A 22,135-nucleotide genomic window follows, 5' to 3' on the forward strand; every position below is an offset into this window, starting at 1 on the left:
AAATTAGTAATCTACCCCTAAGTCAACTTCATAACTATGAACCGTATAGGGAAGTACAGTGATTTCAACAGAAAGATAAGTGTCTTCGTTTTCCAACGGATCTGTAGGATCGATAGGATTTTCAGGGTTCCCAGGATCGTTGGGATCATCGGGATTCAATGGGTTGTTAGGAACGCCAATTGCTTTGAAACCGGTAATGTGAACATGATATACTTGGTTGCGAACCGTAGGCGATTTTGTCGCTAATTTACCCCCATCCGTCTCATCTCCAGGAATATAATCTGGATTCAACCATACGATATATTTTGCTACGCCTCCTTTATAAAGGGTAGATTTCTGTCCGCTTGCTTCAGCCAATGCTCTTGATGTGTAAAACTTTCCGTCATTCAATCCCAAAAAGACATTTGAACCTGCAGTATAATTTCCGCTTCCACCATCTACTCCATCAGGAGTGAAAGTCGCCTGAATTTCAAAATAGCTGGTATTACCTTTTCTATAGTTCGCATCCAGATGCGTTACGGGCAAAACAAACTTACCTGGAGTTTCAGCTACTAATGCTGCCACTACATTTGCATTTGTTTTGTCAGCAATAGGAGATACTGTAGAGAAAGATGCTAATCCGGCATAATCGAAGTAGTCCGAACGTGCATCCAAATTCGACGTTGTAGGTATATAGGAATAAGCCGCCTCAGGTGTTGCAAAGTCTGCATGTTTAAGAATATAGAACTTTTTATTGCTTTGTCCTACGGCGTATTTTACATCGGTGATTGTAATTGTACTTGCAGTCTGACCTTGAGTATTTTTGATAGTAATCGTTTTTGTAACCCCTGTACCGATGGTAACGATAGCGCGAGACACAACACGTTCAACATTTACTTTAATAAGGTTTGTATCGCCTAATTTTGCGGCCTCTTCCGAAACATTCGGAACGATAGACACAGCAGTTGGTTCTACATTATTTGTCATTAAAATGACATCCTTGTCCGGTTCATAAGCTGCAACATCAGCAGCAACCGCTTCAACAGCAGCACTAAAAGCAGCAGGGAAACCAGCAACGGTGGCTCCTTTCAAATCTGTCGTAACCTTGTCGTTCTTATCATTGATTACGACATAGGCTTTTACGGACTCACCCGGAGTCGCTTTTACCGCAAGATTAGGCTTCAAAATGCCATTCTCAATTCCATTAAAACTAGTTGTAGTAAAGGTTGAATAGTCAACTGTTCCTACCGTTTCATTTACTAAAAAGACAGTGATCGACTGGATCGCATCACGTCCTGTCCATTCTCCGTTTTCATTATAATCTTCCGGAAGCGCTCTTGTATTTGTCGCTTTAGGGAAAGCAATGGATATACTTGCATACGTGCTGCCTTTAGCCTGTTCGGGATCAGGCACATCTTCGCTCGTGCACGCTGTAAATCCTAACCCTAAGGCCACAGCACCAATTAAAAATAGTTTGTTAATTTTCATACTTCGATTTTTTAGTGATATAATAATATTTAGTTAGTTGTTTTCAATCTTTCCAGGTTCTCCGCTGCTTCCCGGGAGCCTTTGGCGACAGCCTGCCGGTAGAGGGAAATGGCCTCTTCGGGGCGTTGTTCTCCTTCGGCTAAAGCACCTAAGTTGTTCAGGGTTTCGGGGCGGCTCTTGTCTGCACGATCCAGGTAGCGGCGCGCCGCCGTCCAGTCCTTGCGGTTCAATGCAATCGAGGCGGCGTTCAGGTTGGCCGTCGGGTCATCCGGGAAAAGGCGCACGGCAATGTCGAAGATCTCGTTGAAATCCTCACTGCCGGCCGGATAGGTCTGCGCCACAAGGAATAGTTCCTGCAGGCTCAACTGTCCGGGATTCGTACGTACCAGCGCTTTCGCCTCTTTTACCTCGAAGCCACGCACGATATACTGCACAACATAGTCCGAGTGCCGGAGTGCGGGGAAGACCTCCTGCAGCAGGCCGCGGAAAACTTCGCCGTTGGCGATCCGCTTCAAGGCCTGTTCTTTGGCATCCTCCGCAGCATCCCCGTCGATCACCTTCAGTATCTCCTCCCGGTATGCGGAAGAAGAAGCTTCGACCTTCTGTCGCAGTCCTTTCCAATCTTCCGCCGTGGAGCGGACGGTGAAGAGCGACGGCTCGAAATGATAGAGGTTATTTACATACCCCTTTAGGGCCTGGGCGCGTCCTTCCGCCAGCCGGGCATTCGCATCATATCCGCCTTCTGGAGAGGCATATCCATGGATAATGATGCCTTTCACGCGCAGGTTAGGATCGTTGCGCACTTCGTCGATCGTCTTCCGGATCTTCTCCAGTTCGGAAGGATTACGCCGGTAGGTCGGATCGATCTCCGTACGGCCTACACGAAAATCGAGAAAGGCGCTGCCTTCGGCACTGCGTTCCTTCACGGCTTCCGCCTCCGGAGTGAGATAAGCTACATGCGGAGGAAGCAGGACGGGAGGTTCTTTCTTTTCGGGAACCGACAAAGCCAGCAGCGTTTCGGATTCCTTTTCACCGCCGCAACCGCAGGTACGCGCCTCCAATGACAGGGGGGCTTCTTCTAACCAGGCGAGATAAGGAGTCTTCACCCGGTAACTTACGGTTTGAGCGGCGCCGTTTTGCCGCTTCACTTCCTGCAACACGCCCTCCTCCGGATTGGTGCGTTGCCATAAAATATGGCGGCGCGTTCCGTTCACTAAGACGGAAGGCAGTTCCAACTTTTTACCCTCCGCCGTAAAGAGGGGGGTAAGGGTCATGGAGCGATCGGCCCCGAGGGAGACCTCGCTCAGGTCGATGGAAAAGGCGACTTCCCACTCGTCACCGGCCTTTTGGATCACCGGATCCTTGATTTTTACTTGTTTATCCGGAGCCGTATTCCGGTTTTCGGTGTGCTGAAGCTTCCCGGCAGCAGGTCCGGCAAACAGGGAAACGCAGGCAATCGTCCAGGAAACAAGGGCGACAATATATCTTTTTCGTTTCATCTTTCCTTTATTAAAATACATAGACAATATTCAGAACCGCTTTGGTAGGCCCGACATAGTTGCGGTCTCCATCCTTCACAAAATCTCCGCAATGGTCGCACCGGTACTGGTCATACCATATATATACGTAACCGAGGCCCGCTTCCGCCTCCAAGCTCCAATGCTTGGACAAGGGCCATTGATAGCCGACCGATGCACCGGCGCCGGCCAGTTGCCCTTCGAAACGATTGTTCTTCAGATTCACCGGTTCAATGCCGAGGGGCAACCCTTTGGCCAAATTAAAGGCTGCCCAATGGGCGTGCACTCCCCAGAAAAATCCGTTGAAAGCCTCGCAACTCCAGAACCGCAGCCCGGGCTGTAACAAGAGATGCTTCCACTTCTTTCCTTCATTGAACGTAAAAGGATTAAACCCGACAGTGGCATCCAATGTCAGGCTTGGATTCAGGAAGAATTCGGCCGAGACGTTAGGAGTCTGGGATAGGCCGCCGTAAAGGGCATTCGTCTTCAGAGCGACCTGTGCGGAAAGGGCCGGAACGCATAACAAGAAGAGGAGTACGATAAGACCTTTAAACAAGTAAATTTTTACCTTCATCGATTTATTATTTATTAACTATTTTAGTTTATAATTTCAATATTGTTCATCATCATTATTCAAAAAACCGATAACACAAAAGTCTCCCTTTTCGAAACAAACGCTCATATTATTGACCTTTATTTGTAATATAAGAGTCTGACAAATTTATCATTCTTATTATAAGCACTCTATTCATTCCGGAAAGAAAGTCGAACACTTAAAATAGACTAAAACTCAACTCTTTATTTTTTGCATATATATGTGTTTTTTATTTAAAAAAACCTGAATAACACATTTAAACTAATCTTTTGTATGAAATTACTGATTATAGGTGTTTTTATCATATATACACCTTCCCGGCAGTCATTGCACGAGACAATATAAGTCTGTTGCAACATCTTTTTCCATGCTAAAATCCAAAACAGCGGTTTGCAGGAGGAAATCCCCTTGCTCCAAATCGTTCAGACAATAGTGGAAAAACAGTATTGCGACGTATTTATCTTATAAGTATCCAATTTGTTTAACCCAGGTTAGTCACCGGATTAACCTTGGTTAAAAAAATCGCTCCTGCAGTGCAATAAATTGGTGCTGACCCTGTTATGCTCGGCGGAAGCTCCAGCTTCCGTCGATGATAAAAGCGAGGCTTCCGCCTCGCAATGATTGATAGACAAAGCAAGAGCTTTGCTTCCAACACGGCGGAGTGAGGACACTCCGCCGAACAAGCGGGTAATGCCTTTGCCCTGTCCTGCAGTGCAATGAATTGGCGTTGCACCGGCAACGTATTGCCTATATTCTGAGGCGAAAAAGGGTCTGTCTTTCGACTTCTTGCCTTTCCTATTTACGAAACTTACATTTTTGGCATATGTCAAAAATAGATCTAGATAAACCCAAAGTAAAACTTCAGCATAGTGTTTCTTTGAAGAGAATTAACTCTGTTTGGCGTATGCTTACCTTGCATCGTGCCGGATCATAGATAATACAATATTTATCAACCGTAGGAGATTGGCACTACAGGAGCGATCTGATTCACAGCGGGGGGCAAAAAATGAATCTGCAAATCCTTTTTTATTTATATTATTTTAACTAAACAAAGCGAAGAAAAAGCTAACGCTAAGGATTTTTTTATATATTTGAACATAAGTCTCTGTATTTTAGAAACTAACGTTTCCGTTTTCGACTCTACTCTACTTTAATGTCTCTTATATTACAAATAAGGGTCATCGCTACCGATTCCGTGACCATCCGGTTTATTTTGTCCAGCGAAGATAACTCCATACTATCCAAGTAAATACGGGTTGTTTTCTCAGAAGAGTGCCCCAAAGCCTCGCTGATAATGCCGATGGGTGCATTTTTTCGCCTTGCTGCTGTCGCCCAGGAATGACGCGCAACATATGAGGTCAATTTGACTGGCGTACACGATAGTTCTCCAATCTTATTCAAACGCCGGTTGTAAGTCCGGAGCGCCGCTTTATAGTGGTTATAATCCGGATTCTCCTCTTTCAAAACAGGGAAAAGATAATCCCCGATACCTTTTCCGGCGTATTTATCGATCATCAACTGCATGGAAGGAATGATTTGGATACGAATCAGGGAATTTGTTTTGATACGATTGTAAACCAGCATGTTACCGATGACGTTTCCCCGCCTCAGATGTGCCAAGTCGACAAACGGGATTCCACAGGAAAGAAAACTGAAAAGAAACAAGTCACGTGCCAGTTCAAGCGGTGGATTATTTTTCAGCTCCAGGGCGGCAATCTTCTCTATGTTCTCCACCATAACAGCCCGCTTATGGGTATGTCCCTGGCGATAATGCTGCTTCACGAAAGGATTCTTCTCTCCTACCGACAAATCGTCTCCGCACGCCTTATTATAGATCGAGCGGAGATTACTCATGTAAGTATAGATTGAATTGGGACTAAGATGCTGCTGCCGGAGATGCACCTCATACTCCCGGATCATCGCAGGGGTGATATCCCGGAAGTCAATCAAACGTCCATTAAGAAACTTGGAGAACTTGTTTTTGCAGCTCTTATACAAATTGGCAGTTCCGGCCCGTTCTCCCGTCTTCAACAAATGACACAATAAATCCATATAGGCCAATGGATTTTGATACTTTTTTTCTTCTTTTACTCTCATTTATCTACCAAATTATAAATTAATCTCGCAAAGATCGCTTTTAATCCCCTAATTTCCCCCCTTCCGGGCCTCCTGTTTATATCTTTTTCTTTTTTGTGGCCGGATTTTCGGGAGAAATAATTTTCTTTGTATCAAGAATGGATGAGTCGGTCTTAGATAAGTTAAAGACACTGGCAGAGTCGGCGAAATATGATGTCTCATGCGCCTCCAGTGGGACCGTCCGTAAAAACCAGCCGGGGGGATTGGGAAATACGGTCGGCGGAATGGGAATTTGCCATAGTTTTACGGAGGACGGGCGATGCGTTTCCCTGCTGAAGATCATGCTCACGAACTATTGCATCTACGACTGCGCTTATTGCATCAACCGGCGAAGCAACGATATCCGGCGGGCCACTTTCAGCGTAAAGGAGCTCGTGGAGCTGACCATCGAATTCTACCGGCGCAATTATATCGAAGGTCTTTTCCTCAGTTCCGGGATCGTCCGGAATCCGGATTACACGATGGAGCGTCTGGTACGGGTGGCGAAGGATCTGCGGACGATCCACCGCTTCAACGGTTACATCCATCTGAAAAGCATCCCCGGGGCCAGCCGGGAACTGGTGAACGAGGCCGGCCTTTATGCCGACCGGATGAGCGTCAACCTCGAAATACCGACGGAAGAGAATCTGAAACTTCTTGCGCCGGAGAAGAATCACCTCAGCGTTTTTCAGCCGATGTCCTATATCCAGCAAGGCATGATGCAAAGCTTGGAAGACCGCCGTAAATTCCGCTCCGCCCCGCGGTTCGTTCCGGCCGGGCAGAGTACGCAGATGATTGTCGGCGCCACACAAGAGACTGACAAGGACATCCTCCGGATCTCCTCGGCACTCTACCGCCGTCCAAGCATGAAACGCGTTTATTATTCCGGATTCATTCCCGTCAACAGCTACGACAACCGGCTTCCGGCGTTGAAACAACCTCCGCTGGTGCGCGAGAATCGCCTGTACCAAGCCGACTGGCTCATGCGTTTTTATGAATTCCGGGCAGACGAGATTGTCGACGAAACCTCTCCCAATCTCGACCTGGAGATCGATCCGAAGCTGGCATGGGCCCTTCGCCATCCGGAAGCCTTCCCCGTCGACTTGCAGAAAGCGGACTATTCACTGATCCTGCGTGTACCTGGCATCGGCGTGCGCTCCGCCAAACTTATTATCGCTTCCCGGCGTTTCGGCCGGCTGACGGCAAGCCAGCTAAAGAAAATGGGGATCGTAATGAAGAAGGCGCAATATTTCATTACCTGCAACGAACTCCCGATGCATACGATCCATGAAGCCGGCCCCGAATATATCCGGCAGCAACTGATCGCAAGGAAAACAAAGGCAAAAAATGAAGACGACCGGCAGTTAAGCCTCTTATTCACGGATCCCTGATGCTGGTATTTTTCTACGACAAGACATTCCAGGGACTGCTCACGGCAGTCTTCGAGGCTTATAGCCGGAAAGAATTCCCGGAGAAGTTGGTGGCGACTGGTGAAATTCCTCCGTTGTTCATGTCGGCGCACTATACCATCGTGACGGAGGAGATGAAATGCGCCCGTGTGTGGACAGCATTGGAGAAGAAGGTTTCCCGGGAGGGATGCAATATGCTCGCCTACGTCTGGCTATCGGAACAGCCGGAAGCTCCGGATCTCCTTTTCCGCTATCTTTGCAAACTTTTTGCGAATCCCGATGCCCCCTACCAACTAAACTTCGGAGATCCGGACGTGCTGGAGATGCAGCAACTAGCCCAAAAGGTATCCCATGAAGAGTTATACCTCAAGCAGTTCGTCCGTTTCCAGAAGACATCGGACGGACTTTTCTTCGCCCCCGTCTCACCTATATATAATGCACTCCCTTTGGTCATCGCCCACTTTAAAGACCGGTTTGCCGATCAAAAATGGGTACTCTACGATGCTAAACGGCAATACGGGTATTACTACGATTTGCAAACAGTGGAAGAAATCACGATCTCCGACGATGAACATCTGTCGGATGGAAAACTGGATGAATCGCAGATGGCGGCCGATGAGAAGCTATTCCAGGATCTTTGGAAAGGATATTTCCAATCGATCACCATCAAAGAACGCCTCAATCCCCGCCTCCACCGCCAGCACATGCCCAAACGTTTCTGGAAATATCTGACCGAAAAACAGGAATAAACCTTTACCTCAAATTCAGTAATTTGGCTGTACTACTTTCAATAATTTGACCTCATAAACGTCCTAATGAAGGAGGAATGGAAATTGAGGAAGAAGCCCATTCTTTATTTGGCGTTTTCCCCATCACAAAAGACAGGACGCCTCCCTGCATAATGTCACTATGCAAAAGGTAACTTTTAGCATATCCTTTACCGTTTAATTTTGCCGATTGAATGTATATGTTCTCTTTTGAGAGCCCAACGGCCTGGATAGTAAAGGTTTTTCCGTTTTCCAGAGAAATTCTTGCCTCTTCAAAACTCGGACTTCCGATCACATAATAAGGCATACCCGGGCATACCGGATAAAATCCAATCATACTAAAAACTAACCAAGCCGACATTTGCCCGGCGTCATCATTTCCTGACAATCCGTCCGGAGTATTAAAATATTCCCTCTCAATAATTTTATGCACCCAGGCTTGCGTTTTCCAAGGTTCACCCACATAAGCAAACAAATAGGGTATATGATGACAAGGTTCGTTTCCATGCCAGTAATAACCGTTTTGAAAAAATGTATCCAATCGTTGCGTAAATAAATCTTTTCCACCTGTTTGCTCTATCAAACCCGCAATATCCTGAGGTACATACCATGTATAATGATAGGGTGTTCCCTCACAAATATACGAAACAAATAGGTTGGGATTGAAAGGTTCAATCCAATTGCCATTAGCAAAACGTCCTCTGGCATATCCTATCGCAGGATCGATTACATTTTTATAATTACCGCCCCGTTTAATCAACGTTTCATAATCATAATGTTTACCTAACTTCTTCGCTACTTGGGACAACACAAAATCATCATAAGCATATTCCAGCGTACGGGAGACCTGTTCCCTTTTGTGAAAAGCGTCCAAAACTTCATCCTCCAGCGGGATATAATTGTATTGGAGATAAGACTCCAAAGCTCTCCTCCCTTTGCCATCCCGATAACTAACTTCATCCGCATTTATTTCAAATGCATTCTTACGCATCAATGCATAAGCCTCTTCATAATTAAAACCGGGAATATCTTTCAGAATCGCATCTCCAAGCATTGCCGTGCAATGGTCTCCAATCATTGCAGCCGTATAACTGTTCCACGCAGGAAAGATAGGCAACCAGCCGCCCTGTTGTCCTTTCAAAACTAAAGAATGCGCCATATCTCCGTCTTTCACAGGATCCAGGATAGTGAAAAGTGGATGAACGGCCCGATAAGTATCCCACATGGAGAAATCACAATAATAGGTAAATCCATTCGCTTTCATAATCTCTTTGCCTGAATCAAAACGGGGATAAGAACCATCCAAATCACTGAATGTACGAGGTAGAAAATGTGTGTTATACAATGCTGTATAAAATTTCACTTTAGCCTCCTCGTCTTTCCCTTTTACTTTGATTTTCCCCAACGCATTATTCCATGCTTTAGAAGAAGAATTCCGTATAATGTCAAAGTCCCAACCAGGAATTTCCATTTCTAAGTTCTTCCGGGCATTATCGATACTGGTAAATGATGTACCGACTTTCACCTGGGTTTTTCCTGAATTTGGGGAATTCAACTTCACCCATGCCCCCACATTCGTATTCATCCCTTGCATCTGCTTTATTCCGGTCAAAACGGAATCTCTGTTCCATACGCCGTATTCACCAATAGCCTGATCCATTTTTACTACAAAGTATCCGTTAAAGCCGGCGGGCTGTCCATATCCTTGGTAAATCCGATGTACAGGATTATAACCGGTAATCTCTCCTTTTTCCGGATTAATTTCTACAAAGGCTTCTCCTTCATCACTATTCGGTTCAATAACAATATAATGGGCTCCATCGTTCTGAAAATCAAAGCGCATAATTCCTGCATGAGATAATCCTGTTATCTCTGCCTTAATACTATAATCGTTTAGAAATACACTATAATAGGAAGGAGATGCCTGCTCTTTCTCATGATTGAAAGAGGAAGCCCTATACTCCGCAGCCACCTTTAGTTCTCCTGCAACAGGCATAATCGTTACACTCCCATAGTCCTGCGTACAAGATCCATTCATCCAATGACTGGCACGAAACCCTTGTATAGAATGCTGGAAATAATAATACGGGGGATGACACTTTTGCTCCGTAGCCTGTGTTTGAGCCACCCAGCCAGTCATTCCATGAGGAACACCAACTGCCGGCATATTCTGTCCTCGTTCTTCCGTCGATTTTTTATCTTTCCCTTCAACAATCCGAATGTCTGTTCCGATTAGAGGATTCACATATTGCTCATAATTGAAGATCTTTTCGCCACAACTCACAAATAATAAGAAGAAAATGATAATCAAGCTCTGTTTCATAACGGTATTAAATTATAATTCTCCGAAAGATAAAAAAGAAGAACGTACAAAACTTACGTTCTTCTTTTTATTTGTATTACTATTTAGGTGATATCTGATAATCGTTCTGTTGTAGTTTAGGATTCACATCAATTTGCTTCTGGGGAATAGGTACAAGTATATTGGTCGAATTCAGTTTAAAACCTTTTGCTGTCATCACCTCAACTGCACGTCCTGTTCTGATCAAATCAAACCAACGATGTCCTTCAAAGGCTAATTCTACACGACGTTCCGCTTCAACTGCCAAAAAGAACACATCCTTATCTGTCGTATGAACATCAACAGGTGAAATCTCCGTTGTCTGATATCCAAATCCCCTGCGACGCACCTTGTTCAGGTAATTACAAGCTTCTGCCGTCTTTCCGTTCTGATTTAGTGCTTCAGCATACATCAACACAACATCTGCAAACCTAATCACCGGGAAATTATTATTTGCATCCCCATTTTGATAAGGAACATCAAAATACTTACAGATATATCGAGACTCAACCCATGTTCCGCCGGAACGGGAGTCATGATATCCTAATGACATTGAAAAATCCCGACGCAAGTCTCCTTCTTGATATGCATTATATATATCCATTTCCGGAATATTATTACCGCCTGGCGAACCCACAGAAATAACATTTGTCCCAGAATTTTCCGGCGCAAAATTATTTGCAAAATTACTGCCTTCCCCATATCCTCCTTTTTTATATTGTACCTCAAAAACAGATTCTTTATTGTTGTGATTATCCGCATCGAAGACATTGGCATATCCATCGATATTAAGAGAGCCTGCCGTATTTTCCAGCAAGGAGTAAGTACCGCTATTTATAACTTCCGCCAAAATCTTTTCCGCTTCGGAATAGTTATTCAAAGTCAGATAAACTTTACCCAATAAGGCTTTTGCTGCACCAGAAGTCGCTCTACCGATATCAGAGTCCGAAGCATAGCTGGCGGGTAATCCCGCAGCATCCTTTAGGTCAGTAATAATTTGATTATATACATTCTCCTTAGGTTCCCGAAGAATATCATATGATTCTGAAATCGAAATCTTTTTTAAGACCAGAGACACATCCCCATAGACGCGGACTAAATTGAAATACATCAACCCACGTAGAAATTTTGCTTCTAATTTGTATCTTTCACGTAAGGAATCATCCATACTTACGCCGTCGATACTCTCTAAAATAGTATTTATACGATTAATCGCATTATAACTTGTATTCCAAAAATTAGCGAGGTAGGGATTGGTAGTACGTATATAAAACTTATCAAATTCATCCTGATCAGTGACCGAACCTGATAGCTGGTTACGTGTATTATCTGATGGTATTTCTGCAAAAACATACCAGTTCCCATATAAATTCGATTCTTGAAGTGAAGAATAAGCACCGTTCACTGCAGTCGTTAATTGTTCTCCCGTTTTATAATAATCTCCTACCGAGAGTTCCGTTTTAGGATTCAACTCTAAAAAATCATTACATGAAAAAAGGGATAGGCTAAAAGCCAATAAAAATATTTTATTCTTATTTTTCATAATATATAAGATCAAAGTTTAAAATGTAACATTTACTCCAAACGTATAAGTGCGAGCCAAAGGGTACATTCCGTAATCTGTACCCGGGGCATTGACATCATCTTCTTTAAAGCTTGTCTCAGGACTATAACCGCTATAATCGGAAAAAGTAGCCAAATTCTGAATAGAGATATATAAACGTGCATTCTGCATGGAACACAATCGCGCAAATTGTTTGGGCAGTGACCATCCCAGCGTTAGATTATTAATTCGAATAAATGATCCGTCTTCAACCCAACGAGATGATACCGCATTGTTCTGCCCTGTCGTTAAAGAATTTGCACGAGGGGTCCAACCGTCTCCGGGATTACTTTCAGACTGCCATCTGTTTAATACGTCTTTCATCTGATTCTGGTTTCCCTCTAACTGAGTATAGAAACGTTTCCCTAAATGCAGGACTTCATTGCCATGAACACCTTGCAGCATCACGCTAAGATCAAAATTCCTGTATGTTACTTGATTATTCATACCCCACGTAAAATCAGGCATGTTATTGCCAATAATAGTCCGGTCATAAGCATCAATACTTCCATTTCCATCAATATCAGCGAATTTCACATCTCCTACATGGGAATCGGACATTCTAGGACTATTATCCAAATCGGCTTTATTCATATAAACTCCGATCTGTTTATAACCGTAAAAACTACCTATCGGTTTTCCAATCATGGTTATATGCGTAGTTCCTGCACCTCCGTCACTCTGTATCGGATCTCCGGTCGGACCTAATTTTAAAACTTTATTACGGTTTAATGAGAAATTAAAGTTTGTATTCCAATATAAATCCTTGCTGGTGATGTTGACAGTGTTTATTCCGAGTTCAAGTCCCTTGTTTTCCATTTCTCCTATATTTTGCCAAGCATTAGCAAATCCGGTTATTGTGGGAATATCGACACTTAGCAATAAGTCTGTCGTATTTCTTTTATAAGCATCCAGTGTCATCGAAATACGGCTATTGAATAAACTAAACTCCAATCCGAGATCAAACTGCTTTGATTTTTCCCAGGTCAAATCATCATTGGAAAAACTTTTTTGGGCAGCACCTCCTACAACATTCCCGGCGCCTGATCCAAAAACATAATTCTGAATATTCATTGTCCCGATAGCGGCATAGTCGGAAATTCCGTTTGTTCCCGTCAAACCAAAACTAGCCTTTATTTTCAAATCGCTAAGCCATGAAAGATCTTTCAAAAAGTCCTCTTGAGATAAACGCCATGCCACAGAACCCGAGGGAAAATAGCCATAACGGTTATTTTTCCCAAAACGAGACGAACCATCCGCCCGAATAGATGCGGTTAAATAATAACGGCTGTTATAGCGATAGTTGATACGACCTAAATAAGAGATCAACGCCCATTCTGAAACTGAAGAAGATCCTGTCTTCACCTTTGCATTACTTATAGTACGAATAATATCATCAGGGAAATCCGTACCGGAAGCTATATTATAGTTATAAGTGTTTTTCTGGATCGTGAAACCCGCTACTGCATCTATCTCATGAAGCCCAAAAACTTCATTATAGCTTATCGTATTTTCATTCAACCAATTGATAGTTTCTTTTGTCTCTGCTTTTCCACTTCTTGACGATGAAGGCAGGGGAGCTACCTGTCCATTTCCAGGAACATTCGATGGTCGGAAATTGTAATATCGATATTCCATAACATCCGTACCAATCGTAGTCTTGAATTTCAGATTCTTCATCAATGAAAGCTCGGCATACAAATTCCCGAAAAACCTGAAATTAGTATTTCTGTTCTCTATGTCCAAAGCATTTGCCACAGCATTCGTTACACCAGTCAAACCATCACTAGCTACGGCATATGCCGCTTGTGAGCCCCATGAACCATCTTCATTTCGTACCGGTACAATGGAAGAGGTTGCTAATGCCGCATTAACAACGCCATCTGAAGCCCAGTGTCCTGTAGTTATAGTATGGGCCTTCATATAAGTAGGAGCCAAATTTACTCCGACTTTCAACCAGCTGTTAAATTCACTATCAACCTTTGCACGGGCGGAAAATCGATCATAATCACTTCCTATGATAATGCCATCCTGTTGATAATATCCGGCCGAAAACATATATTTTGTTTTTTGGTCTCCACCTGAAACCGTTAACTGATAATTTTGGATCGGAGCAGTTCTGAATATTTCATCCTGCCAATCGGTCCCCTTGCCGATAGCAGCCATCGCTTGTTCATCATCAAAAATAGCCGGATACCTAAATCTATTCCCTGAAGGACGTGAACTTAAAGGAGTCGTTATGTCTCCATTTGGATATACATCCAAATAATGATTATTAAAGGCTTCTTTACTAATCATTGCGAACTCTTGGGCATCCAACATGTCCATCTTTTTGGTTACATTCTGAAAACCGTAATATGCATCCAAATTAATGGTCACTTTTCCTGCTTTTCCCGATTTAGTAGTAACCAAAACCACTCCATTTGCTGCACGTGAACCATAAATAGCTGCTGCGGAAGCATCTTTTAACACCTCGATAGATTCAATATCGCTGGGATTTATAGAGTTAAGATTTTGTTCTCCTAATGGATAGCCATCTACAACGTATAAGGGCGAACTAGAGGCAGAAATAGATCCTGCTCCCCGAACGCGTAGGGTAGCCGCTTGTCCCGGAGTACCTGCAACTTGTTGTACTTGTACCCCCGACATTTGGCCGGCCATCGCTTGCGTTGGATGAGAGACTTTCAAATCCTTCATCGTGTTGGCTGAAAGTTGAGAGACAGAACCTGTCAGGTCTTTTTTCCGAACGGTACCATATCCGATTATAACAACTTCTTCCAACGCTTGTGTATCCTCATCCAAAGCTACGTTTATAGCACTTTGGTCTTTTACAGGTATTTCTTTGGGTAAATAACCGATATAAGAGATTTGTAACGTAGCACCTTCCGGCGCTTCCAATGAAAATTCACCATTAAGATCTGTCATCGTACCTTTATTTGTCCCTTTAACGACAACATTAGCTCCGATAATAGGTTCTCCATTAGAATCTTGCACAACTCCTTTTACAAGATTTTTCTGTTGCTGGACAACAGCTTTCTCCGAAAGTTTCTTTGTCCGGACAAGGATCTGCCGATCAATAATCTGATATGTATAATCGGTCCCTTTAAAAATTTGATCCAAGACTTCATTTATTGATGCATTTTCTGCCTCAATATTCACTTTCCTTTCCGCATCCACCTGATTATCATTAAAGAAAAAAGTAAACTCACTGCTTTTTTCTATCTCTTTCAATGCATCAGCCATACGGACACTGTTTTTCTTCATCGTCAGTTTATGATTCTGAGCATAGCTCGTAGCCGCTACACTACAGATAGCAAATAAGGCTAACATTAACGTAATCTTCATAATCCGAATTATTTTACTACGAAATGAGAAAACATAATAGTCTTTTCCTAGTGTTTTTTTCATATATTTACCATGTTTTTAATTAGTTGCAGCAGTAGATGGTTTCGCACTCCGATTACTGCTTATTATTTAGAAACTAAAGATGAGTTGGGGGACCCTGTCCTCCAACTTTTTTGTAAAAAAATCGCTAAAGCATTTTGACTTCGACTTTCATAGGCATTTCAATTTAACAGGTTAACTAATTTTTTTAAAGATAAATTTCATAACTTCCATCGTCTTTCTCCCGATATTTGAGTGGAGCGCTTTTTGACATAATGAATAAGATCCGCTCTAGCGATTCGCTTCCTACTTTAAACGTAAACCGGTAATGATTGAGAATTCTTTCGGGACAGTTTATTTTATAATTATACCATTTCTCCAGACGGGGAATGATCATGGATAGTTTCTCATTTTCAAAACTCAACACATTACCATTGCGCCAAGTTGTATATTTATCTGCATTTACCTTTTCAAACTTAACTGATTGTTCCCGTTTATTATAACTTATCTTCTCATTCGGGGAAAGGGATAACACTCGCGAATTCTCTTCTTCAGGAAAAGAAACGGATACGCGCCCATCCACAAGGATAATTTCGGCTTCCGGATTATTCTCGTAATTAAACACTTCAAACTCTGTTCCCAAAACGGTTACGTTTATCTGGGAAGTCCGTACGATAAACGGATTCTCCGCGTTTTTTTGTACATTAAAAAAGCCTTGCCCTTCCAGGCGTACTTCCCTACTCTTCCCTTTAAAATCCGCCGGATAGGTCAGCTTGCTGTTAGCTCCCAAATTAACGGTCGTACCATCCGAAAGCGTGAAGGTGTCGATGCTACGAATGCCGGAACGGACTATATATATTTCATTTCCTCCTTTAGATAAGCCTAAATAGAGTACGGTACATAAACCGAAAAGTAGTAAAAAAGAAGCGGCAACGGCATAGGTCTTATAGAATCGCATTTGGCGGCTTTCTCTCTTTTTCCCGAAAGTATTCTTTTTTATGCGATACCAAATATTATCCCCCGCCGTCAAATCGGATTTTGTTGCGAAGGATGTACTTTCCCATTGGGATTGAAGCCTGTGGGTTACCTCCTCTGATTGAAAGAGTTCCTTTTGTTCTTCTTCCGTCAATTCATCGGAAAGCAGTTTCTTTATTTTTTCTTTATGAATCATTCTATCTTGGCGCTTCTATATATAAATACACGCCGGCGACAGACATCCCCTATTCAAAAAGAATAAAAACAAAAAAATAATTAGTTTCCCATCAGAAATAGGATAAAAAGCAGAATATTCTGCCGGAGATATTTAAGAGCCTCATGGATTTGGTTCTCTACCGTTTTTTCCGAAATATTCATTTGTTCGGCAATTTCTCGATAAGTTTTGTATTCTCTACGGCTTAAATTAAAAATTAAACGGCGTTGCAATGGTAATTGCTCGATTAACAAGTCAATATACTTCTTCAAATCTTCCGCATCCCATTCTTCTTCCGGATTATACGATTCCTCGATCGCAGATAGGACTGTCAGCTTATAGAGATCTTCATTAACGTTTTTCCGATAGATATTAAAGATGAAATTACGTGTCACAATAAAAAGAAGTCCCCTGAAATTTTCGTCTTCCCTGATTATTTCTTTCGAATCCCATATCTTTATAAAGACCTCCTGAACAATCTCTTCCGCAACATTCTTATTGGTAATATATAGCTTGGTAAAGTTGTAAACCTGTCTCCAATATTTTTTATACAGGAGCGTAAAGGCGTTGGAATCGCCCCGATTTAAAGCTAATATTAAAGACTTATCGTCTGACATTATAAAATGAAAGAATGTTTATACTTAGAAGAGCCTGTTCAAACAGGCTTTTATTCCGCGAACAAATATAACATTCTTTCACGATTCATTAAAAATATATCCAGCCAAATCAATTTTAATAAAGCAAGCAGGCTCAATCTACCTATGAAACTCCAATTAATGAAGGGTGGATGTATTCTCTTTTCCTACCCTCTTCCTCATATATCTCACCAGATCGTACGTCTCTATTTTTACTTCATTTCGTATTAACTCGGGGATATTGAAGGAAAAAAGAGAGTAGACATAATAATCCGGATCCTTCTGTGGGAGCAGGAAGGCTTTGGCCGCTTTCCCCTTTTCATCCAAATAACAAAGATAGGGACGGGTATACAAACCATCTATACGACGGCTGCTAAATACAAACCAATGGCTATTGCTACTCCAAGAATGATAACTCTCTACGTTTTCACTATTGGCATTTGGAAGAGAATCCACCACGAAGGTTTGTAAATCGAGTAGCTTCAGGTCAGCGTCTTTATGCCAGATGGAGAAATTCCCATAATCCGACAAGGTATACATAAGATACTTCCCATCGGGAGAAATTCGGGGAAATTTAGCGCTACGGCCTTCGCTGATTGCGTTATAAAGCGTGTCGACTTCTGTGCCGAACAAACGGGTATCCGGATCGAACGCAAGGCTAACAAGATTATATTTCATTTCACGGTAATGATCCGGCATAGAAGTAGACGAAGCGGAACAAAAAAAGAGCCGCTTACCATCGGGTGAGAAGGTCGGGAAAGTTTCCAGATTTTCTTTAGAACAAAGCAATGGAGTAGAAAACAACTCATTCTTTTTTACATCATAAAGAATGACATCGGAACTATCATCAAAGACTTCAATGCGGTTCGGATCAGTAAGATGAAAATCCTGATGCGTATCATTTGTAGAAAAAACCACATAGCGCCCTGAAGGATGCCAGAAAGGATAGACGAGCGTTGGAATCTTTCCTCCTCCCTTGAATTGCGGGGATAATCGTTTTATTTCGCCATTCATGACAAAATAGGTGCCACTGAAAGAAGAACGCTGGTGAAATAACATCCGTTCGGGATCCTGCATGCAAAAGGAATGGCAATTCATACAACCGTCATCAGTCAGTTTATTATTTAAAATCGTCTTTTCTGTAAAATTTTCCAAACAGCGTTGATAAATCCCCATCTGCCCCCACATACGATAACCAGGTGCAATGCGGCGATACGCCAACCACGGATCGATTGATTGGGTCGCCACATAGATAGAGAATGGTTTATATTGAAACCATTTCCCCGATTCATTCATATAAATAATCACCCGTATCGAATCGCCGGTAGCGTTTTGCAATAACTTTTTCCAATCCCTTACAGGGATATCAAACGAACCATTGGAAGCATCTACCCTGAAAGTCTTTTCCGCCCATTGAAAAAGAGCAAATGCAGGGAGGGATTTCTCTATTTTAAAGTTAAGCGGAGCTATGTTGGGTGGAATGGTTACTTCAATATAATCCGGGAATATGACAGGCTGTTCATCCACCAAAGAAGATTTGGGAAGCCCTTCCCGGCAAGATAACAAACAAAATAAGATGGAAGAGTAAATCAATAACAGACGATTCATAAGTAAATTATTTATTTTTCATATTTTTATATTGATAATAAAACCAAAAGGAGTTCCCATATTGCTGATAGAGCATGGAAAGGCCGTCAGAGAATTGCAGAGCTTGCTTACTTGCCTGTTTATATGCCTCATAACGTCTTCTGACTGTTTCATCAATACCTTCATTAGAGAGGGATGGATCCTCGTCTGACAGGATCAATACGGCTTCCTGAAAATGCAAAGGAAGCGGCTTCCAGATCGGATCATCCTTGATACGCAGGTAAAGTGCCTTAAAAAGATTCATTTTTTTTGCTAAAAGGTAAGAACAACCAAGGTATTCAAGGGATGTACGATTGACTATTTCAGCCGTATCGGAATGTATGGTCCAGAGATCGGTCAGATCGATTTGAGAAAGTAGTTTGTCTGAAGAATAATCTCCAATCTGTTTCCCCATGAATTCCGGCTCCGCCGCGATTTTATCGGGCCGGCGCATAAAAGAATGATAATGTACCGCCCAATCTCTATAATTCGGCATCCGGCTTAGAATTGATAAATACTTTTCGACAAGATTCCATTCACCTTTCAGAAGATTTATCTGGACCAAACGTTGAAGTGCACGCGGACTTCCCCCGCGACGCGCTAACGTAAGCGCTTCCATAGCATAACTTTCCGAAGTACTAATGTCACCGGTAAGGAAATGGATATCACTAAGCAATAAGCTCATCCGGTAGGTGCGATTATAAGGAGCCAGTAATCCCTGAGGACCATATTGATCGAAAAAAAACAGGCGATTAGCCAACACCCCCTTTTGGGCTAATGCAAAATTTAAATAGTTACGATTAAGGACAAATGGTATTTTTTTCCCATAATGCATGCCGATTATAGCATCCCAGTTATGTTGACGCGACCAATAAGCCAGTTGGTCACCCATGCGATTTTGGACATCCTCCATACGGGGTAGACACGCCCCGGTAAATAAAAATAACAGAACCGACATAAGAGAAAAAATCAATATTCTCTTTACTTTCCCTTTCCAATCGATCCTTCCCAACAAACAGGAGATCACCAAAAGAAGAAACAAGAGGATACTAAAACGTATCCAAACATAATACATATAGGAATCTGGCTGTAATTCTGTTTCATGATAAGATTCGCCGTATAAACCGTAAGTCAAAGGAAGGGCAAGAAAATAACGAACATCTGCATAAGAAAGGGCCACAGCGATTAGAACAATCAGGCAAAGCCAAATTGATGTCTTTTTATAGCGGATCCAATTAAATATTACATATAACAGAGCATACAAAACGGTCAGTTGACCAGCCAAAAGATAGATAAAGATCGTGCTAAGAATTCCGTACGTAATCTGCTTTGCATCTATAAAAACAGATAGGTATAAAAGAAGCAGCATAAAAAACAATCCGATCGTCCCATCAACTACATAGGCCCATTGCGTATGAAAATGAAATAAAAAAGGAACTACAAAAAGAAACAATAGAAAATTATACCCTCTTCGAGCTATCTGCTGTAATAGCTGATAGGTAAAGTAAGCGATGCCTGTCAGTAATAAAGAATTAAATAGCGAAGCAAAAACAAAATTCTGATAAAATTGTACGCAAAACAAACCGGCAACATGACAAAGTCCTCCGGGACGGAATAATAGACTCTGAAGATTACTCCATTCGGGAATAAACAACTGCATTTCTTCTTGCTGTGCAAAAAGGAACGTCGCAAAAGAAAAAAAGAAAAAAGACAGCCCCACAAAGAGGGCTGTCCAAATAGAAATTGCTTTCCAGTTCATACATTATCACTTGTTAGATCCATAACCCGGATTTTGTTCCAATAGGTTATTAGCTCCAATAATACTGTAGTGAACGGGGAATCGATTAAGGTTCTTATCATTAGTAGCTTTGTGATCCCACCAATCTTCTGTTACATAAGCGTCCCAGCGTACCAAATCCGTCCGGCGGCGTCCTTCTGCCAGAAACTCTAACTGCCATTCGTCAAGCATCCTATATTTATCCAGATTGGCTGCCGTTACAGGATCGGGATCTGCACCATTGGTAAAATAACGCTTACGAACCGTATTAATCAATGCAGCAGCTCCGTCTTTATCCCCAGCGCGCATTTTACATTCAGCTAACATGTAATAAATTTCGGCTAAACGTATGATAGGTACGTCCGGATCGAATTTGCGGTTTTTTTCATCCTGATTCGGACGCGGACTACGCTTGGTTACACGAACACATGAATTCTCCTCTGCCGTAGCAACTGTTGAAGGCAATGATTCCAATGTCGGATACTGAGACGAACCTACTTTTGCAAAATAAGCAACCTGATCGACAACCGTCAATACCTTGCCTTGGTATTCACGGCTACCGGTACACGTCCATTCCGGATGATCAGGATTGATTAATTGTCCTACGATAAACATGCCGCGGTATTTTCCGCTGCCTTCATAGACATACGGCTGTTTACGTATGTCTTTATCGTTAAATTTGCTATAAGCCCCTCCCAATTTATAGGCATACTTCTTACCTGTCGGATCCAGACTTGGAACCAAACCAATTCCATTATTAGAACCGGAATCATCCAATCCTCCCAGGTAATTTTTATAATTATATGGAACCATCCAGGACCAATACATACCATCTGTTTCCAGCTTTGCATTCTGACTTGGAACCGACCAAATAATTTCCGGACAAGTTTCATTATTAAAGCCGAAAATATTAGTCCAATCCGTATCTAATGCATATTTACCATACTTTCCATCGATAATATCCTGACATATTGCAGCGGTTTCAGTATACATTTCTTTGCCGATATATGATTTAGCATTGAAATACAGACGGGCTTTCAAGGCCGCACCAGTAGCCCGGCTGATACTTCCGTTTTCCATGGCTCCTAATGTCTCTTTCAACGGAAGATTGGGAATAGCTATATCTAACAAGGAATCTATAAAGTTAAAAGTCTCTAAGTCCGTCGATCTCCCTTTTATTTCACTCTGAGTGGTCGTATAAAGGGGAACTCCTCCGAAAAGATCCAAACCATCCAGATAAAGAGAAGCAACCAACGTTCTTTGTTGGTTCAGCATGGATTCCTGCGTACCTTCGACAAAACCTAATTTATTAAAATCGACATTCTCTAAATCTTCCAAAGCATCCCATGCCAAGGCAACTCCCATTGCGAAACCATACCATCCGGCCTCAACAAAAGCCATATCTTCGGTATATTCATGATGATGAACTTTCTGATACCTAGCTCCATCATACCAGTCGCTACCACGCGTAGGCAAGCAAAATTCATCTGTTCCTATTTCTTGTAACGCCCAACGGTCACTATTGGAACCGACATACCAACGCCAATGGGTAAACGGTCGGTTAAAACGTTCCCATACGGCATCCTGTGAAGTATAAAATGTATCGGGAACCACTTGCGAATAGAATGTCGGATCGACATCACATGAAGTCGCAATAAATAAACAGGCGACTCCCGACAATATCAAATTTATTAGTTTATTCTTTTTCAT

At 42.4% G+C, this 22,135-nt stretch carries 14 protein-coding genes; 2 read left to right on the plus strand and 12 right to left on the minus strand.

Annotation, left to right across the window (positions count from 1 at the left end; all coding sequences use genetic code 11):
• Positions 1-3: 3 nt before the first annotated feature.
• The 4 genes from BQ8014_RS14970 to BQ8014_RS14990 all read right to left on the minus strand — a co-directional run bounded on the left by BQ8014_RS14970 (position 4) and on the right by BQ8014_RS14990 (position 5,676).
• Positions 4-1,467 carry an Mfa1 family fimbria major subunit gene (locus BQ8014_RS14970; protein WP_080905053.1) on the minus strand — a complete coding sequence of 488 codons (1,464 nt, stop codon included), beginning with the start codon at positions 1,465-1,467 and terminating at the stop codon, positions 4-6.
• A gap of 29 nt (positions 1,468-1,496) precedes the next feature.
• Complete coding sequence (locus BQ8014_RS14975) at positions 1,497-2,966, minus strand: DUF3868 domain-containing protein (protein WP_160150100.1); 1,470 nt, start codon at positions 2,964-2,966, stop codon at positions 1,497-1,499.
• Positions 2,967-2,976: 10 nt separating this feature from the next.
• Positions 2,977-3,558, minus strand: coding sequence for a DUF3575 domain-containing protein (locus BQ8014_RS14980; protein WP_080905055.1), 582 nt, complete (start codon positions 3,556-3,558; stop codon positions 2,977-2,979).
• A 1,161-nt stretch (positions 3,559-4,719) separates the two neighbouring features.
• Positions 4,720-5,676, minus strand: a complete 957-nt coding sequence (locus tag BQ8014_RS14990; RefSeq protein ID WP_080905057.1) for a site-specific integrase — start codon at positions 5,674-5,676, stop codon at positions 4,720-4,722.
• 137 nt (positions 5,677-5,813) lie between these two features.
• Between BQ8014_RS14990 and BQ8014_RS14995 the strand changes: the two genes are divergently transcribed.
• Together BQ8014_RS14995 and BQ8014_RS15000 are read left to right on the plus strand one after the other, a co-directional pair.
• Positions 5,814-7,085 (plus strand): putative DNA modification/repair radical SAM protein, encoded by a 1,272-nt coding sequence (locus BQ8014_RS14995; RefSeq protein WP_080905992.1) that lies wholly within the window; start codon positions 5,814-5,816, stop codon positions 7,083-7,085.
• The gene (locus tag BQ8014_RS15000) at positions 7,085-7,852 is read left to right on the plus strand and encodes a TIGR03915 family putative DNA repair protein (protein WP_080905058.1); all 768 of its coding nucleotides are present in this window, start codon (positions 7,085-7,087) and stop codon (positions 7,850-7,852) included. The genes BQ8014_RS14995 and BQ8014_RS15000 overlap by 1 nt, the downstream gene beginning before the upstream one ends.
• Before the next feature lie 52 nt (positions 7,853-7,904).
• On the opposite strand, the gene BQ8014_RS15005 is transcribed toward BQ8014_RS15000, so the two are convergent.
• The 8 genes from BQ8014_RS15005 to BQ8014_RS15040 all read right to left on the minus strand — a co-directional run bounded on the left by BQ8014_RS15005 (position 7,905) and on the right by BQ8014_RS15040 (position 22,135).
• The gene (locus BQ8014_RS15005; protein WP_080905059.1) at positions 7,905-10,193 is read right to left on the minus strand and encodes a GH92 family glycosyl hydrolase; all 2,289 of its coding nucleotides are present in this window, start codon (positions 10,191-10,193) and stop codon (positions 7,905-7,907) included.
• 79 nt (positions 10,194-10,272) lie between these two features.
• Positions 10,273-11,754 carry a RagB/SusD family nutrient uptake outer membrane protein gene (locus tag BQ8014_RS15010; RefSeq protein ID WP_080905060.1) on the minus strand — a complete coding sequence of 494 codons (1,482 nt, stop codon included), beginning with the start codon at positions 11,752-11,754 and terminating at the stop codon, positions 10,273-10,275.
• 18 nt (positions 11,755-11,772) lie between these two features.
• Positions 11,773-15,159, minus strand: coding sequence for a TonB-dependent receptor (locus BQ8014_RS15015; RefSeq protein WP_234998059.1), 3,387 nt, complete (start codon positions 15,157-15,159; stop codon positions 11,773-11,775).
• Between the two features lie 247 nt (positions 15,160-15,406).
• Positions 15,407-16,369 (minus strand): FecR family protein, encoded by a 963-nt coding sequence (locus BQ8014_RS15020; protein ID WP_080905061.1) that lies wholly within the window; start codon positions 16,367-16,369, stop codon positions 15,407-15,409.
• A gap of 80 nt (positions 16,370-16,449) precedes the next feature.
• Complete coding sequence (locus tag BQ8014_RS15025) at positions 16,450-17,004, minus strand: RNA polymerase sigma-70 factor (RefSeq protein WP_080905062.1); 555 nt, start codon at positions 17,002-17,004, stop codon at positions 16,450-16,452.
• A 156-nt stretch (positions 17,005-17,160) separates the two neighbouring features.
• On the minus strand, positions 17,161-18,630 hold the full coding sequence (locus BQ8014_RS15030; RefSeq protein WP_080905063.1) for a TolB family protein: 1,470 nt from the start codon (positions 18,628-18,630) through the stop codon (positions 17,161-17,163).
• A gap of 7 nt (positions 18,631-18,637) precedes the next feature.
• Positions 18,638-20,407: a DUF6057 family protein gene (locus tag BQ8014_RS15035; protein ID WP_080905064.1), complete on the minus strand. Its 1,770-nt coding sequence runs from the start codon at positions 20,405-20,407 to the stop codon at positions 18,638-18,640.
• A gap of 6 nt (positions 20,408-20,413) precedes the next feature.
• On the minus strand, positions 20,414-22,135 hold the full coding sequence (locus tag BQ8014_RS15040) for a RagB/SusD family nutrient uptake outer membrane protein (RefSeq protein ID WP_080905994.1): 1,722 nt from the start codon (positions 22,133-22,135) through the stop codon (positions 20,414-20,416).

Origin of the sequence: Parabacteroides sp. Marseille-P3160, assembly GCF_900162725.1 — a bacterium.
In the GTDB taxonomy this organism is placed as follows: domain Bacteria; phylum Bacteroidota; class Bacteroidia; order Bacteroidales; family Tannerellaceae; genus Marseille-P3160.